Annotated in this window: 8 protein-coding genes; 5 read left to right on the forward strand and 3 right to left on the reverse strand. The window is 72.3% G+C overall.

What is annotated here, in order from left to right:
• Window positions 1–41: 41 nt before the first annotated feature.
• On the reverse strand, window positions 42–905 hold the full coding sequence (gene ttcA / locus IT371_15690; GenBank protein ID MCC6749103.1) for a tRNA 2-thiocytidine(32) synthetase TtcA: 864 nt from the start codon (window positions 903–905) through the stop codon (window positions 42–44).
• 20 nt (window positions 906–925) lie between these two features.
• Complete coding sequence (locus tag IT371_15695; GenBank protein ID MCC6749104.1) at window positions 926–1,819, reverse strand: serine/threonine protein kinase; 894 nt, start codon at window positions 1,817–1,819, stop codon at window positions 926–928.
• A gap of 219 nt (window positions 1,820–2,038) precedes the next feature.
• On the opposite strand from IT371_15695, the gene IT371_15700 reads away from it, so the two are divergent.
• Complete coding sequence (locus IT371_15700; protein ID MCC6749105.1) at window positions 2,039–2,698, forward strand: hypothetical protein; 660 nt, start codon at window positions 2,039–2,041, stop codon at window positions 2,696–2,698.
• Window positions 2,682–3,653, forward strand: a complete 972-nt coding sequence (locus IT371_15705) for a hypothetical protein (GenBank protein MCC6749106.1) — start codon at window positions 2,682–2,684, stop codon at window positions 3,651–3,653. Before IT371_15700 ends, IT371_15705 begins: the two co-directional genes overlap by 17 nt.
• Before the next feature lie 37 nt (window positions 3,654–3,690).
• On the opposite strand, the gene IT371_15710 is transcribed toward IT371_15705, so the two are convergent.
• Window positions 3,691–4,071, reverse strand: coding sequence for a lipocalin family protein (locus tag IT371_15710; GenBank protein MCC6749107.1), 381 nt, complete (start codon window positions 4,069–4,071; stop codon window positions 3,691–3,693).
• 347 nt (window positions 4,072–4,418) lie between these two features.
• On the opposite strand from IT371_15710, the gene IT371_15715 reads away from it, so the two are divergent.
• The 3 genes from IT371_15715 to IT371_15725 all read left to right on the forward strand — a co-directional run bounded on the left by IT371_15715 (window position 4,419) and on the right by IT371_15725 (window position 15,921).
• Window positions 4,419–6,008: a fumarate hydratase gene (locus IT371_15715; GenBank protein ID MCC6749108.1), complete on the forward strand. Its 1,590-nt coding sequence runs from the start codon at window positions 4,419–4,421 to the stop codon at window positions 6,006–6,008.
• Between the two features lie 124 nt (window positions 6,009–6,132).
• A complete protein-coding gene (locus tag IT371_15720; protein ID MCC6749109.1) occupies window positions 6,133–7,215 on the forward strand; it encodes an aldolase in 1,083 nt (360 codons plus the stop codon).
• A gap of 30 nt (window positions 7,216–7,245) precedes the next feature.
• On the forward strand, window positions 7,246–15,921 hold the full coding sequence (locus tag IT371_15725; protein MCC6749110.1) for an AMP-binding protein: 8,676 nt from the start codon (window positions 7,246–7,248) through the stop codon (window positions 15,919–15,921).
• The last annotated feature ends 179 nt before the right edge of the window (window positions 15,922–16,100 follow it).

Genomic DNA, 16,100 nt, shown 5'->3' on the forward strand with positions numbered 1-16,100 from the left:
GGGGGAGGGGGGGTGACCCGGGGAGGGCGGATCGGGCTGCGCTACTCGTCCGCCTCGTCCGCGGCCGCGGCCCCGCCCAGCGCCTCGAGCAGGCGCCGGTCGAAGAGGCCCGAGGGCTGGACGTTGCCGAGGGCGCGTCGCATCTGGTGCTTGAGGTCCGGGTGGGCCTCCTCGAGCGTGGCCAGGGTTCGCTTGATCACCTGCCGCCGCCGGTCCGCGTCGGCGCAGCTCGGGCTGGCGCAGGGGATCACGGGGTAGGCCTGGACCTCGGCGTAGGCTCGCAGGTCCCGCTCGAGCGCGTAGCAGAGCGGCCGGATGACGTGCGGCAGCTCGGCGCGTCGCAGGAGGGGCGGCATGGCCCGCAGCGTCCCGGCGTAGAAGAGGTTCATGAGCAGGGTCTCGAGCGCGTCGTCCAGGTGGTGGCCGAGGACCAGCTTGTTCGCGCCGAGCTCGCGGGCGAGCGAGTAGAGCGCGCCGCGCCGCATGCGCGAGCAGAGGGGGCAGGCCACCTGTCCCGGTCGGAGCTTCTCCGCCACGAGCTGCGCTACGGGGGCCTTCAGCAGATGGATCTCCACGCCGCGCGAGCGAGCGTGCTCGGCCACCACGTCGGGCCGGTAGTCCGGGTAGCCCGGGTCCAGGTTCGCCGTGGCGATGGTGAAGCGCACCGGGGCGCGACGCTGGAGCAGAAGGAGCAGGTCGAGGAGCGCGTAGGAGTCTTTGCCGCCCGAGAGCCCGACGAGCAGCCGGTCGCCGTCCGCGATCAGGCCGAAGTCTCCGACGGCGGAACCGGTGGCCTTGAGCAGCTTGCGCTCGAGCGCGCCGCGGTCTACGGCAGGGGCCGCAGCGGCGGGGACGGCGGACGCGCTAGCCGCGCGCGTTCCGGGGAGCGACGACTCGTGGCTCATGCAGGGGAGGTCTTACGCGATCACGCGACGGCCGACAAGCGGACCTCTTCGCGCGGACGCCCGACGGCGGTGCGCCGCAGGTGGTCCACGTCGAAGGTGGGGTACTGCCGCTGCAGGATGTGCTGCACCGCCGCGCGAAACTCGCGGGCCGAACGGAAGCGCCGCTCGGGGTCCAGATGCAGCGCGCGTAGGACGACGTCGTCCACCTCGCCGGGGACGCTCGGCCGAAGCTCCGACGGAGCCAGGTTGCAGCGCGCCGGGAGCCAGCTCCGCACCGTGCGCGGGTCGGTCCCGATCGCAAAGCGCTGACAGGTGATGAGCTCGAACAGGATCACGCCCACGCCGTACACGTCCGTGCGCGGGTCCACCGGCTTCTGGTCCCAGCGCTCGGGCGCCACGTAGCCCAGGCGGCCGACGATCATGCCTGACTCGGTGACGTCGGGCCGGTAGGTCGAGGTGGCCAGGCCGAAGTCCGTGAGCTTCACCTCGCCGCTGTACGAGACGAGCACGTTGCTCGGGTTCACGTCCCGGTGGACCAACTCGAGCGGTAACCCGCGCTCGTCTCGGTACTGGTGGCAGTACTCGAGCGCCGCCAGGACCTCGCGCACCATGTAGAGCGCGCCGCCGAGCGGAAGTAGCTGCTCCTTGCGCCACCTCCGGCAGCGGGCGAGGAGCTGCTCCATGCTGCGCCCCTGCACCAGCTCCATCTCCAGGTAGTACTCGCCCTCGACCTCGCCGACGCGGTAGACCTCGACCAGGTTGCGGTGGCTCATGCCCATCATGAGCCGCGCTTCGTGCTTGAAGCGAGCGACCGTCAGGGGGTCCTGGGTCACCTCGGCGTGGAGCTTCTTCAGCGCCACCCGCTGCACCCGACCCGCGGCGTCCGCCCGGGTCGCCACGTAGACTTCTCCCATCCCGCCGCTCCCCAGCTTCTCGTACAGCCGGTATGGACCGAAGTGTGTCGTGTGCATGTCGGGTGGGCGGTTTCGCAAGAGTTAGACCAGCCGGGCCCGGATCTAAGGGGTTGGAATGGTTGAACACGGGGAAGGGATCTAACCGGCTGGACCAGGCGCCGCCAGTGGCGGCACTAGCCACTGGCACAAGCGGCGCGCACTATGGGTTCGGAGCTCGCCATGCGGAAGGTCCCGCTCATCGCGTCCGCGCTGGTTCTCGCGCTCGGCTTCGCCGCGTCGGCGGCGGAGGACGACCGGGCGCAGATCTACCGTTACACGACCAAGGGCGGTCGGCCGGCCTACACGAACAGCCTGGAGCGCGTGCCGCCCGAGCTGCGCGACACGGCCCGGCGCGTGGACCTCTCGCACATCTCGCTCAACCGGGACCTGGGCAACGCCCTGGCCCAGATGCGGCGGCAAGAGGCGGAGCGGCTCGCGCACTCGTCCCACTGCCAGGCGGCGCAGGCCCGGACGAGCCGGAGCTGGCTGCAGGGGCTCTGGGCGGAGCAGCAGGGCGCGGTCCTTCTGTGCGGGCTCGGGCTGCTGCTGCTGCTCCTGACGCCGTGGGTTCTCTCGCGCTTCGAGGCGCCGCGCTGGGGGCGCGTGCTGGGGCTCGCCTTGCCGCTTCTCGGTAGTCTGGCCGTCATGGCCTACGCGCTGAACGCCGTCAGCGCCTCGCGACGCGAGGTGCGAGAGGTGGCCTCGCTCTGCGAGAAAGCCGCGGGCGTGGCGAGCGGAGCCCGCGGACAGGACCCGAAGCTCCTCGAGCGGCTGCGCTCCCAGGTGCAGGCGGCGCACGAGCTGCGCGCGAAGGGGGTCGAGCGTGCGCTCCCGCCGTAGTCCTTCACGCCTGACCGGCGCGCGCGGCCTGCGCCTGCTTCGCCTCGGCCTCGTGGCGAGCGGTCTGCTCGGTCTGTCGCGGCTCGCGTGGGCCGAGTTCGTCCCATTGGCCGGCGAGCAGCTGGCCTCGCTCGAGCGCCGGCACGCGAGGCTCTACGTGGCGCGGCCCGCGCGGGGGGTGGGGCCGGGAGAGAGCGTCACCCTCTATCCCGGGGACGTCGTGACCCTCCAGCGCCTCGAGCGCTTCTCCGACGGAGAGGTGAACTCGGCGCGGCTCACCGTGCGGCTCGCCTCCGGCCAGGAGCAGCTCCTCCCGGCCGATCATCTGTCGCTCCGACCGCTCGACTACGGCTATCGCGGCCGGCAGTCGTTCACGGCGTTCTACGAGGGGCTCGCGCGCGACGCGGTCCGGTTGATGGATCTCTACCAGCAGAGCTCCGCGCGCTCCGGCTACCGCGTCTCGAGCGCGCACCCGAAGAAGGCCCGCGGCGTGAACCCGGAGTGGGTCCGGGTCCAGGCCCTCCGGGAGCACTTCCAGTTCCTGCGCATGCGCTTCTTCTTCCTCGGCTACGGCACGCGAGACGAGCGGACGCTCCTCTCGCGCGAGGCGGACTGGCTTCCCGCCCGCGGCGAGGCCTTCATCGAGCAGTACGCGGGCAAGCTCGCCCCCGAGACGCGCAAGCGGCTGCAGTCCATCTACGGCGTGATGAACGCCCTCGACCACGTCCCGGGACTGTGCGGGCGCATCGCGACGGAGCTGGCTCGCCTCCCCGAGGCGGGGCAGAGTCGGGCCTACGACAACCTCGAGCCGGGGCACCGCGCGCGACTGCAGGCCGAGGACGCGGCCAAGGTGCACACGGAGGTGGCGAAGCTCAAGGCGACGCTCCTCGCGAAGCTCGCCGAGGCGCGTTCGACGCTGCTCGCTCTGGGGATCCGGCTGAACGCGACGCGGTAGAGGCGCCGGCGGCGAGGGGCGGCGCGAGCGGGCGGACCTAGTCGACCTTCTCGGCGACCATCTTCTCCTCGCCCTTGGTCATGGTCATCGTCTTGCCCTTGAAGGCCACGACCATCGTCTCGGTCTTGTTGGTCTTCTCGTTGGTCGTGGTGACCTTGTTCCCCTTCATGCTGAACTTGCCGGTCATCGACTGCGAGACCTGCTGGCCGTTCGGGGCCTTGGCCTTCATCGTGACGGTCCACTTCTTCCCGTCGTCCTCGAAGGCGAGCACGATGCTGGTGTCGGGCGGAGACTTGATGGTCTTGCCCTGCTTGGTCATGCTCACGACCTTCCACTTGCCATTGATCTTGCTGGCGGCGTTGGCGGCGAGGGGCAAGAGGAGCAGGCTAGCGGCCAAGAGTACGGCGGCTTTCTTCATGACGATCCTTCCTTAGGTGCGGTGAAGCCTCGAAGCGAGGTTTCTCGTTGTGCTCCGGGCCACGCCGGCCCAGGACCCTGGGCAGTAGTAGAGCATCCGCCGGAGCGCTGTCAAATCGGTATTACGGCGCGCTCGCCTGGGCCTTGCCGCGTCGAGGGGTGCTCTGCCGAGGCCGAAACGGCGCGCCGGCTGCCGCGTACTTCGTGGGTGAATCGACGGTTGGCGACGCCGGGGTTGCGGGGAGATCACGAGAGGACCGCGGGGGCGATGGGGCGCACTTTGGCCCTTGTGCGGCCCCTGCCGAGGGCTAATATCGCACTGCGTTATCAACCACGGCGAGGTCCTCCATGGCATTCGAGCCCCGCGTTTCCCCCGCACTCGAGTTCTCGACAGAAGAACGAAGCGCCTACGCACGACTCGGCCTGCAGCCGATCGCCGCCGCCGACATCGAGGCCACCGTCGCGGCGATGATCGAGCACGCCGCCTACCATATTAATGAGGACTGGCTCCGGGCGCTGCGCTTCGGGCACGACCGCGAGGAGAGCGAGCGCGGCCGCGCGATCTATCGTCTGATCCTGCAGAACGCGGCGGCAGCCTCGGCGGCGCGGCGGCCCACCTGCCAGGACACGGGGCAGGCGGTGGTCTTCGTGGACCTGGGTCAGGAGGCCGTGGTCGTGGGGGGGCGCCTCGAGGAGGCCGTGAACCGCGGCGTCGCCAAGGGCTACAAGACGCTCCGCGCGAGCGTGGTCAGCGACCCGCTCTTCGCCCGCAAGAACACCAAGGACAACACGCCGGCGGTGCTCCACACGCGCCTCGTGCCCGGCCGCGCGATCCACGTGCACGTCGCGGAGAAGGGCTTCGGCAGCGAGAACAAGAGCTTCATGACCATGTATCCCTACCCGGGCGGAGGGACCAAGGCCGTCGGGGAGCTCGTGGTGGCCGGGATCGCCAAGGCCGGGGCCGACTGGTGCCCGCCGGGGTCGATCTCGGTGGCGGTGGGGGGGAACTTCGAGCAGGCGCCGCTCATGGCCAAGCGCGCGCTCCTCGAGCCCTTCGACATGGACCTCCTGCTCGACCGGGCCAAGGTGCACCCGGAGTCCCTGACCGCCGAGGAGAAGTTTCGCATCGAGCTCTTCGAGGCGGTCAACGCCCTCGGGCTCGGGCCGCAGGGGCTCGGCGGGACCACCGCCGTGGTGGACGTGAAGCTCACGACGGCGCCCACGCACATCGCGGGTCTGCCGGTGGCGGTGAACGTGCAGTGCAACAAGGCGCACCACCTGGACGCCGTGCTCGACGGCTCGGGGCCGGTGACGAGCTTTCCCAGGCCCGACGTGGCGCCGTACCTGGCGGGGCTCGACGCCGACGGGGGAGCCGATACGGTGCTCCGCATCAAGCTGCCGCTCGACGAGAGGACGCGCAAGTCCCTCAAGGCGGGCCAGCGGCTCCTGCTCACCGGCAAGCTCCTCACCGCGCGCGACGCGGCCCACAAGCGGATGATCGAGACGCTGGACCGCGGCGAGCGCCTCCCGGTGGAGCTCGCGGGGCAGCTCGTCTACTACGTGGGGCCCGTGGATCCGCTCCCCGGCGAGGTGGTCGGCTCGGCGGGGCCGACGACCGCGAGCCGCATGGACCCCTACACGCCGCGCCTCCTGCGCGAGACGGGGCTCGCCGGGACGATCGGCAAGAGCGAACGCGGCGCGGCCGTGGTCGCGGCGATCAAGGAGACGGGCACGATCTACATGATCGCCGTCGGGGGCGCGGGCTACGTGCAGTCGCGCTGCATCCGGTCGGTGAAGGTGCTGGCCTACGGGGAGCTCGGGACCGAGGCGATCCGCGAGCTCGAGGTCGAGGACTTCCCGGTGGTCGTGGCCGTCGACAGCGACGGGAATAACCTGCATCAGAGTGGGCGGTTGGCCTTCGCCAGCAGCCCCCACTAGCTGGGCCGTGCCATTGCGTGCGCGGCCCACAACAAAGGAAGGTGGCAACGTGGGTCAGTCACGCATCGTCTTCACACACGCACACCGGCAGCGCTTCGGAACGAACACCACGGGCACGGGGTCGGTGCACGAGAGGGGGCGCTGGCCCGGCATCGAGCTCTACTACCCGCCGATCAAGTTCGTGCCCAAGCGGGGGGCCTACGAGGAGATCGAGGAGGCCGAGTCGCGCTTCTGGCGCTGGGGGGCGACGACCGAGGCGCACACGATCATCTTCGACCTCGAGGACGGCTGCCAGCGGAAGGCCGAGAGCCGCGCGCTGCTGCGCAAGGTGCTCCCCAAGCTCGACCGCCCGGACCTGATGGTCGCGCTGCGCATCAACCAGTTCCGCACGAGCGAGTACGAGCGCGACCTCGAGCTGGTCTCGGACCTCAAGGACCATATCCAGGTGGTGATCCTGGCCAAGGCGGGCGAGGAGTACGGCGCCGCCGAGATCCGCGAGCTCTCGTCGTGGATCGTGAAGATCAACGCGCCGCTCGCCGTGGAGCCGATCATCGAGCACCCGAAGAGCCTGAAGATCGCGGAGCAGATTCTCGGCTACGACTCGGTCTGCCACGTGGTCTTCGGCATCCACGACTTCTCGAAGGCCATGGGCGTGCACATCACCCCGCGGCACTGGCTCGAGGAGCTCCGGGTCTGGCGCGACATGCTGCTGCTCGAGGCGCGACTACACGGCAAGGGGGTGATCGGCGGCGTCGATCCGCTCGTCGGCCAGAAGCTCATGCCCTCGGACCTGACGGAGGATGCCGAGGTGCGGCGCTGGCTGGAGACGGAAGGGGACGAGCAGGCGCGCGTGGTCTACGAGCACGCCAAGGCCGAGGCGCAGTTCGGGCTCACGGGCAAGCAGGTCGTGCACCCGTACCACATCCCCCTCTGCAAGGCGGCCTTCGTGCCCGCCCCGGACCAGGTGCAGGACCAGATGGACATCCTGCGCAAGGCGATGGAGGCCAAGGCGCTGATCGGCGGCGCGATCCTGCACAAGGGCGAGATGCTCGACCCGCCGATGTTCGGCAAGGCCCTACAGACGCTCCTGCGCGCGGCGGCGCTCGGGGCCCTGGATGCGGAGGCTACCGCGCTCGCGCAGAGCGTGGTGGACGCGATGCCCGACTTCGCGCTCCGCGAGAACTGGCCCTACAACGTCATTCTGTAGGGCTCGAGGAGCAGCCCTCGAGGAGCAGCCATGGATCCCCGCGACCTTTCGACCCTCGCGCAGCTGACCGCAGAGCACGCCGGCGCGGTCGGCGTGGACGTCGTCGCCATCGACGCCTTTCGCGATGCCCCCGAGGTAGTGCTGCGGGAGAGCTTCGCGGCGGAGGAGCTCGCCTACGCGCGGGGGCGCGGGGATCCGTCGGCCAGCCTCGCGGCGGCGTGGGCCGCGAAGGAGGCTCTGCTCAAGGCGCTCGGGAGCGGTCTCGGGGCGGGGCTCGTGGCGCCGCACGAGCTCCGGCTCGCGCACGAGCGGGACGGGGCGCCGCGTCTCCTCTTCGGTAGCGCGGCGGCCGCGCGCCTCGGGGTCTCGCCCGAGGAGCTGGCGGTCTCGGTGTCGCACGCCGCGGGGGTGGCCGTGGCGGTGGTCGCGCTCCCCGAGGGGAAGCGCCCGAGTCTCGCGCCGCAGCCGATGGGCAAGACCGGCGGCGTGAAGAATTACGAGAAGTCGCGGGGGGACGTGCTGGCGCTGCTCAAGGGGCTCTCCGCGGCCGAGGCGCCCCCCCCGCCGGAGGTACACGCCGACGGCCCGCTCTATGCGGCGCTCATGGCGCGCGCGGATGACCCGGAGCTCGGCCCGATCTTCACTCTCGCGCGCCGCTGCGGGCTCGAGTTCCGGCTCGTCGCCCCGCACCCCCAGGCCTTCGAGAACCTGGACAACGCCGAGGAGAGTAACGACTTCCGCAAGCTCGCCCCCTACGCGCAGCTTCACGTGCTGGTCCTCACGCTCGACGCCGAGAGCTACGCAGCCACCGTGGCGCAGGCGCCGCTTGCGGCCGGGGCCCGCGGGGCGGTGCTCGTGAACGCGGGGCTGCTCGACGGACCGCCGGAGCTCGCCGACGCGCGCGACGTGCTCCTCCGCAGCGAGCTGCTCCACGAGGCGGTGCACTTCGAGGACCCCACCTTTCGCGCCGAGGGGGACGCCGTCGTCGGGCAGTGGATCGAGGAGGCGGCGGGTCTCGCGCGGCAGGCGAGCCGGCTGGCGCAGGCCGACGCCGCGCTGCGCGGGCGGGCCGAGGCGCTCATCACGGACACGCTCGAGGGAAACCCCGTGCGGGGGTCCTTCGACCTCGAGCTCGGCGACGGCACGGGGCGCCGCATCGCCTCGAAGACCTTCATGGTGCTCGAGATGGAGCTCGCGGAGCTCCACCGGAGCTTCGGCACGCTCACGCCCGACGGGATGAACCCGGCCCTCTTTCGCCTGGTGGACCGGCTCCTCGGGGAGGCTGAGCTCTATCGCCCCGAGACGGCCACGGTGAGCGCGCGAGGCCTCGAGGAGGTGCTGCGCTTCGCCACGCAATACGACAAGGACCTCCGGCGGCCGGTGCAGCGTGAGCTCGGCGTCCAGCTGCAGGAGCTCCTCCTTCCGCCCGACGCGGCGGAGCGAGTGCGACTGCAGCTTGCGCGGGTGACGGGACTGCTCGACGGGAGTCTCGAGCCGAGCTTCCCCGAGCCGGCGATCGCCGCGGCGGCGCCGCAGGCAGCGGCGAGCGAGACGGCCGTCGCGGGCGCGGCGTCCGTGGTGGCGCAGGATCCCTTCGTGGCCGAGCGAGAGCGGCGCTGCGTGGGCCGGTCCGTGACCCCCTCGCGCCATCGCCCGAGGAGGCTCGGCACGCTCGTGCGCGAGGGCGACGATTGGCAACAGGCGCAGGCCGTGGGCGAGGTGGTGGTGGACCTCCGCCGGCCGCGCGTCTCGACCGAGGCGCTGCTCGAGGCCCGAGCGGCGTGTCTCGCGCGGGCGCGTGCCTTCGTCGCCGAGGGAGGAACGGTCACGTTGCGCCTGGCCCGCGAGCTCCCGCAGGCGCTCGATGAGCTCAGGGCCTTCGTCGCGGCGCTCGGCAGCTCTGTTACCGACGTGGTGGCGGAGGTCGAGCGACCCGAGCAGGTATTCCGGCTCGACGACGAGCTCCTCGAGCTGGAGCGCGAGCTCGGCCTTCCGTCCGGCGTGGTAGGTCTCGAGCTGGAGCTCGGCACGCCGCGGGCGCTCCTCGAGGCGGAGCGGCTGGCGACGGCTACGCCGCGGGTCTCGGCTCTCGAGCTCGGGGCGACGCTCCCCGCGCTCCTCGGGTGGGTCTTCCGGCCGCGACCGTCGGAGAGCTCGACGCAGGCGGTGCTCCGCCGGCTCGTGGAGCTGGAGCAGGCTCTCGCGCCGGCTCGGGCGCGCGTGCGTCCGGTGGCGCGCGCGGAAGGACTCGCGCTCCTGCGCGGGCCCTTCGGGCTCGGTGCGCTCCCCGACGAGGGAACCCCCTTCGGGCAGCTCGCGCGAGATTACGACGGGCTGCGCGTGACGGGTCCGACGGCGGCCGCGCGGCTGCACGCGCACCTGCCGGACCCCGAGCTCGCGACGCGCCTCGAGACGCTCGAGCAGGCGGTCGCGGGGACGCAGGTGGCGGACCCCGCCGGGGCCTTCCGGCTCGAGGAGGATCTGCGCGTGCTCGAGGCGGCGGTGGCCCGTGGCGCGCTCCCCGAGGCGGAGCTGGAGCGCTACTGGCGCGCGCGCTGGCGCCTGCTCTACGACGTGGGCGTGCCGACGGAGATCCCGATCCCCGACCGGAACCTGGCCGAGGTGCTCCTCGAGGCGGCGGAGCGGCGTCCCGACCGGTGCTTCCGCTACCGCGCCGAGGGGGTGGATGCGGCAGGGCGGCGCGTGCCGCTGTCGGCCGACGTCCCCTTCGCGCGGCTCCTCGGCCCGGACGCCTACCGCATGGCGCGCATCTTCGACGAGCTGGGCGTCGTCGTCGGAGACCGGGTGGCGGTCTCGACGAGCAACACGCTGGCCAACGTGGCCGCGTTTCAGGCCGCAGCCCTCGTCGGGGCGGTGCTCGTCCCCCTGGACCCGACCAAGGCCCACCTCGCCGACCGCTTCTTCAACGACGCCGAGGTGAAGCTCCTGGTCTTCGATCCGGGCGGGGACGTGGACGACGCCGAGCTCCATCACGCGCGGCTGATGAGCTGGGTGCGCGAGCGCGGGCTCGACGAGGATCCGGTAGTGGTGAGCGAGCTACGTCGGGCCCGGCGCAAGCTCGGCGCGGAGGACGCGGAGGTCGCGCTGCAGGCGCTCGTGCAGCTCCTGCCCGAGGAGAACCGGGGGGAGTTCGTCGCGCTCTGGCGGCGCAAGCTCGACCCGTGTCGGAAGTTCGCCGAGACGTTGCCGCTCGTGCCGTCGCTCCGCGCGGTGCTGCTCGCCCGCGTCGAGGACTTCGTGCCCGACGCCGCCGAGACGGCGCTCGGCAGCGGCGTCGAGGAGCTGACCCGCGCGCTCGGCGGTCGGGTGCGCGTCGAGCTCCTCGGAAAGCTCCTGCCGGGTGTCTCGGACGCCCCGCTCAGCCCGAGGGTGGGTGGGGGCGATCAGCTCGCCTGGCCCTACACGGGCGGCACCACCACGGGGGTGAGCAAGGCCGCCGTGCACACGCACCGGAGCCTCCTCGCGCTCGGGCTCCAGCGCGGCCTCTCGATGATCCCCGACGGGGATCAGAAGCGGCACGCCGTGGTCACCACGCTCCCCTTCACGCACACCTACGGCTTCGCCACGGGCGTTTTGACGCCGGTGCTGACGGGCGCCGACGCGGTGGTGGTCCCGAACACTGGCCCGCGCTACCTCTCCACGGTGGCCGAGGGGCTCGTGCAGGAGGGGGCGACGGTCCTCTTCTCCTCGCGGTCGGCCCTCGCGACCCTCGTGCGGCTCGTCCCCGAGACGGCGCGGCTCGCCCTCGAGCGCATTGCGAGCTCGGGGGACACGCTCACCCCGGCGGTGACCGAGGCCTGGCGCAGCCGCTTCGGCGTGACCCCCTGCTCGGGCTACGGCTCGACCGAGACGCCGTCGAGTCTGATGAACCCGCGGCGCACGAACCGCGCCGGGACGGAAGGGATCCCGGTGCCGAACGCCGAGGCGCGCATCGTGCACCCGGAGACCGAAGCGGTGCTGCCGCCGGGGGTGCCCGGTCTGCTCCAGCTCCGCGGGCCGCACCTCGCGCAGGGCTACGCGCACCGGCCCGATGCCGACGCGAAGGCCAAGCGTCCGGGCGGCTGGTGGCAGAAGGACGACATCTTCAAGATCGACACGGACGGCTACTTCGTCTTCTGCGGCCGGGCCGACGACATGTTCACGGTGAACGAGCTGAACGTCTATCCCGAGACGGTGGAGCAGGCGCTGCTCGGTATCCCGGGCGTCGCCGAGGCGGCGGTGATCGGCGTCTTCGATCCGAACCTCGAGACGAACCGCGTGAAGGCCTTCGTCGTGCCCGAGGCGGGGGCGGACCTCACCGCGGAGAGCGTGATGGAGGCGGCGCGGGGGCTGCTCGAGGCGCACGAGGCCCCGACGCTGGTGGAGCTGACGGAGAGCCTCGACAAGAGCAACTTCGGCAAGCTCGCGCGGTCGAGCCTGCGCAAGAAGGAGACGCAGAAGGAGACCGAGCGCAAGGAGGCCCGGGCTCAGGCGCCGGCCGCCGCGCCGCAGCCGCCGCCGGAGCTGGACCCGCGCCGGACCGCGCTCGTTTTTCCGACGGGGGGCTCGCACTGGCCGGGGATGGGGGCGGACCTGGAGCTGGAGGAGGAGGGAAGGGAGCTCCTGGCGCGTGCCGAGGCTGCGCTCGCGCTCGAAGGAGTGCCGAAGGGGGCGCTCCGCGCGCTGATGATCGGGGCGGGACAAGCCGAGCGCGTGCAGCAGGCGGAGGGCTTTCGCTGGAGCGGGGATTTCCCGCTCAGCGTGGCGGCGCAGACGACCGTGAGCGTGGCCCTGGCCCGCGCCTTCGCGCGCACGTACGGCGCGCCGAGCCTGGTGCTCGGGGAGAGCATGGGGGAGCTCGCGGCCTACGCAGTCTCGGGGACGCTCGCCTTCGAGGACGCGGTGCGGGTCTCGTACCGCCTGGCGCAGGCGCTGGCCCGCGCCTCGGATCACCTGGGCCACTTCCGCATGGCGGTGGTGGAGCAGCTCCCGGCGGAGAAGCTCGCGCCGATCTGCGACGCCGTCGGAGCACGGGTGGTGATCTCCGAGTCGCCCACCCTGTTCGTGGTGGGGCTGATGCTCGACCACCTGCCGCAGCTCGAGGCCGCGGTGAGCGCGGCGGGGGCGCGGGTCCTCGTCTCGAACAACCCGTGCGTGGCGCACGATCCGCGGCTCGCCGCCGACGTGAAGACCTGGACCGAGTACCGCGCCCTCGTCGAGGGGCTCGCGCTCCATCCGCCCACTACGCCGATCGCGTCGGCCCTCGAGCCGGGGCGCCTCCTCGAGGACGAACACGCGCTGCGGCAGAACCTCCTCGACACGGTGACGAGCGCGGTGCGGTGGGGCGAGACGGTGGCCACGCTCCCCGATCGCGGGGTGGAGCTCCTCCTGCAGCTCGGCGCGAACGCGAGCGCCTACGCGCTCGAGAAGCTGCGCGCCGAGGGAGAGCTCCCCGAGGCGACCCGCATCGCGTCGGTCGGCACGCTCGGGGGCGTCGAGACGCTCGATGCGCTGCCGGGGCGCTGCTGGGTCGGCGAGCCGGTGACGGTGGACGAGGTGCGCATCCGTGCGCTGGCGCAGGCGAGCGGGGACCGCAACAGCTACCACCTGGACGCGGAGTACGCGCGGCGCACGCAGTACGGCACCGTGATCCTGCACGGCGTGGGCAGCCAGGGGCTCGTCCTCGCGGAGCTCGGAAGGCGACTGCCGAGCCTCGAGGTGACCCGCACCGAGGTCCTCTCCTTCAAGCAGCCGGTGAAGGTGGGGGACGCGGTGCGGCCGGTGATCCAGGTGCTCGCGCAGCGCCCCGGGGAGCTGCACGTGAGCTTCACCGCGCTCAACGGCTGGGGGGACCTGCTCCTCGACGGAGAGGCGTGGCTCTCGCCACGAGCGGAGAGCCAGCCCGCCGGCGAGGCCGTGGAGCTCGCGGCCTACGGTCGGGAGGTCACGGCCTTCGCGCCGCGTCCCGCGCCGGAGTTCGCGCCGGGTGAGAGCGGCGAGTTCTCCTTTGCCCTCGACGACGCGCGCATCGGCGCCACGCGGGCGATCTTTGGCGGCGGGGATGCGGCCTTCGCGGCGGCGCTGGGGCTCGAGCTGGTGAGCTTCGCCTCGGCCAGCTTCGTGCCGGGGTTCGTGCTCACGGGAACGCGCCTGTGGGACGTGCGGCGGGCGCTGGCGGAATTTCGCCGGGGCTTACGTCGCGCCGGCATCGACGACGGCGATCTCGCGCGGGGGCTCGAGGGGGCGGCGACCTGCCAGGCGCTGCTCGATCTATTGCCGCTCTCGGGGCGGGCGGGGAGGCAGCTCCGCAAGGCGCTCCCCGACACGGTGGAGGCGGCGGTGAACGCGCTCCTGCTCGACGAGCGGCGGCGCGCGTTGCTCCTGGCCACGCTCTTTCGCGCGGAGGAGCCGCTCTCGGCGGGGCCGCTCCTGGTGCGAACGGTGGTCGAGGAGCTTCAGGGGCAGGCCCCCGAACGGCGGGTGCGCATCGGCATGGAGGTCACGGACCAGGCCGGGCGCCTGCTCTACCTCGGCGGCGTGGAGAAGGCGGAAGCGCCGCTCGCCGACGACGCGGAGGCGGAGCTCTCGGCCGACGAGACGCTCTCGCGCAAGCTCCTGCAGCAGAAGATCATCAACGTCTTTCCGGTGACGCGGCCGCGCGACGCCGAGAACAGCGCCGCCGACCCGGCGGTGAACGCGGCGCTGATGGACCTCGAGGATGCGGTCTCTCCCACCATGCGGCGGGAGGCGCGTCCGCGCGCGGTGGAGCTGATCCGGCGCGTGCGGAGGGATTCGCCGGCCGTGAAGAAGGCGCTCGTCTCCGCGCTCCAGATGGCGCGGTCGCGGCTCAAGCAACCGAATCTCTCGCAGGCGCTGCTCGACCCGGCGGTGGTGGACCTCGAGACCCTCGTCGAGCGGCTCGAGTTTCGCAAGCGCGGCGCGGAGGAGCTGCGCGAGGCGATGAAGCGGCCGACGCAGAGGCTCCTCAAGGCCTACCTCGGCAGCGCGGGGACGCGGCGGGCGCTCGTGGAGTCGGTCGGGCACCTGGACTTCGGGGGCAAGGTGCTGAAGCTCCGACCGAACAACGTGCGCACCGACGCGGCGGCGGCGGACTACCTGGAGGTGGTGCGCCTCGTCGGAGAGAAGCTGGACGCGCTCACGATCCCGAAGTCGCGCACCCCCGACGAGATCGTGGCCATCGACCGCGTGCTGACGGCGATCGAGCTGGAGCGGGGGATCGAGGTGGGGCGGCTGAAGCTGGAGCTCCTCATCGAGCACCCGCTGGCCGTGGCGCAGATCGACGCTATCGCGGCGGCGAGCCCGCGCACCATCGCGCTCGTCTACGGCCACGTGGACTACGTGGCCGCGACGAGGGGCTGGGACCAGAACGCGCAGTTCGACTACCAGCGCTACGCGAAGGTGGCCACGGTGCGCGCGGCGCACGCGAACGGGCAGATCGCCATCGACGCCATCACGCCGGCCATCTCGGCCGAGTGGGCCAAGGCCGACGCGGAGCGCTCGGTGGTCATGGGCTTCGACGGCAAGTGGTCGATCCACCTCGACCACATTGCGGGGATCCGGCAGGTGACCTTCCCCGCGCCGCGGCTGAAGGTGCGCCGGCACGCGGGGGCGGCGCAGTTCGCGGAGGGGCCCTTCTCGATGGAGGAGCTCTCGCGGCTCGCGGGGCAGGGGCTGCCGCTCGTGCCGGGGACGTTGCCGGCACCAAGGGAGCGACTCGCGGACCGGCGGGCCACGCTGCGCGTCGGCGGGCCGGCGAAGGCGTGGCCCACGGCTCGCGGGCTGCAGCTCGACCTGCGGGGTGAGACGGCGCCGGACGACGAGATGCGCGCGCGACTCCGGGCGGTGGGGGAGGGGGCCTCGGTCGTGCTGAGCCCGGACGCGTCGCACGGGGCGCTCGGCCTCGCGCGACAGCTCTCGCGCACCCTGGTGCTCGAGGCACGTCCGGGCGGGGCCCCGATTACGGAGGAGCGGTTGCGAGCGGCGGCGGAGGTCTTTGCCGACGGCGCGATCCTGCTCTCGCTCACGCGCCCCGAGGAGCTCGAGGGGGTTTTCGGCTGGGCCTTGCGTTGCCGGCAGGTGACGGGGCTCATCCACAGCCTCGGGCCGGCGGACCAATGGGAGACCTCCGGAGCGGTGGTGGCGATCGCGACCGCGCTCGAGCTGGATGCGCTGCAGGGGATCGACCCGGAGCCGGCCGATGGGCCGCGGCGGCGGCGCGCGGTGCGGGCGGCGCACCTCGGGCTTCGCGGGCAGCTCACGCTGCAGGCCACGGACCTGGCGGCGCTCGAGGAGGCCTACACCCCGCCCCCCGAGCTGGTGGCCGAGGCGGCGGCGATCGTGGAGCGCTACTACAAGGCCGAGCGGATCGAGCACCTGGGCGCGATCCCCTACGAGTTCGTCTACGGGGTAGAAGGCCCGACGCGAGGGCTCGTGGACGCCGCCACGGCCAAGATCTACGACGGCGTGCTCGCCCGCGCCGAGGAGCTCGAGGTGCTCTCCGAGGCGCAGCGGGAGATCTATCGCTCCTTCACGCTGCGCTACCGCTGGAACGAGACGGGCGAGGAGGTGGACTTCACGCGCTGGCAGTGGGCGCCCGGGAGCACGACCGAGCTCCAGCTCCGGAGCGACCCCGAGACCCGCGCCAGCCTCGGCGAGGGCGTGGGGCAGTTCGCGCGGTCTGTGTAGAGGACCCCAGAAGGGCGGAGCGAGAGCGGGCGCACCTGCGAGGGCGCGACGCAACATGGTCGCATTGGCCGCGAGGCGCCCGGCAGGCAAGGAGCGCCGAGCACCGGAGCGGAGCAGCCTTGTGGCGCTGTGAGCACCGGAGCGCAGGCGCGACACAGCCTGCCGGGATGGATCGCGGC

It is taken from the genome of Deltaproteobacteria bacterium, from assembly GCA_020848905.1.
Classification (GTDB): Bacteria; Myxococcota_A; Polyangia.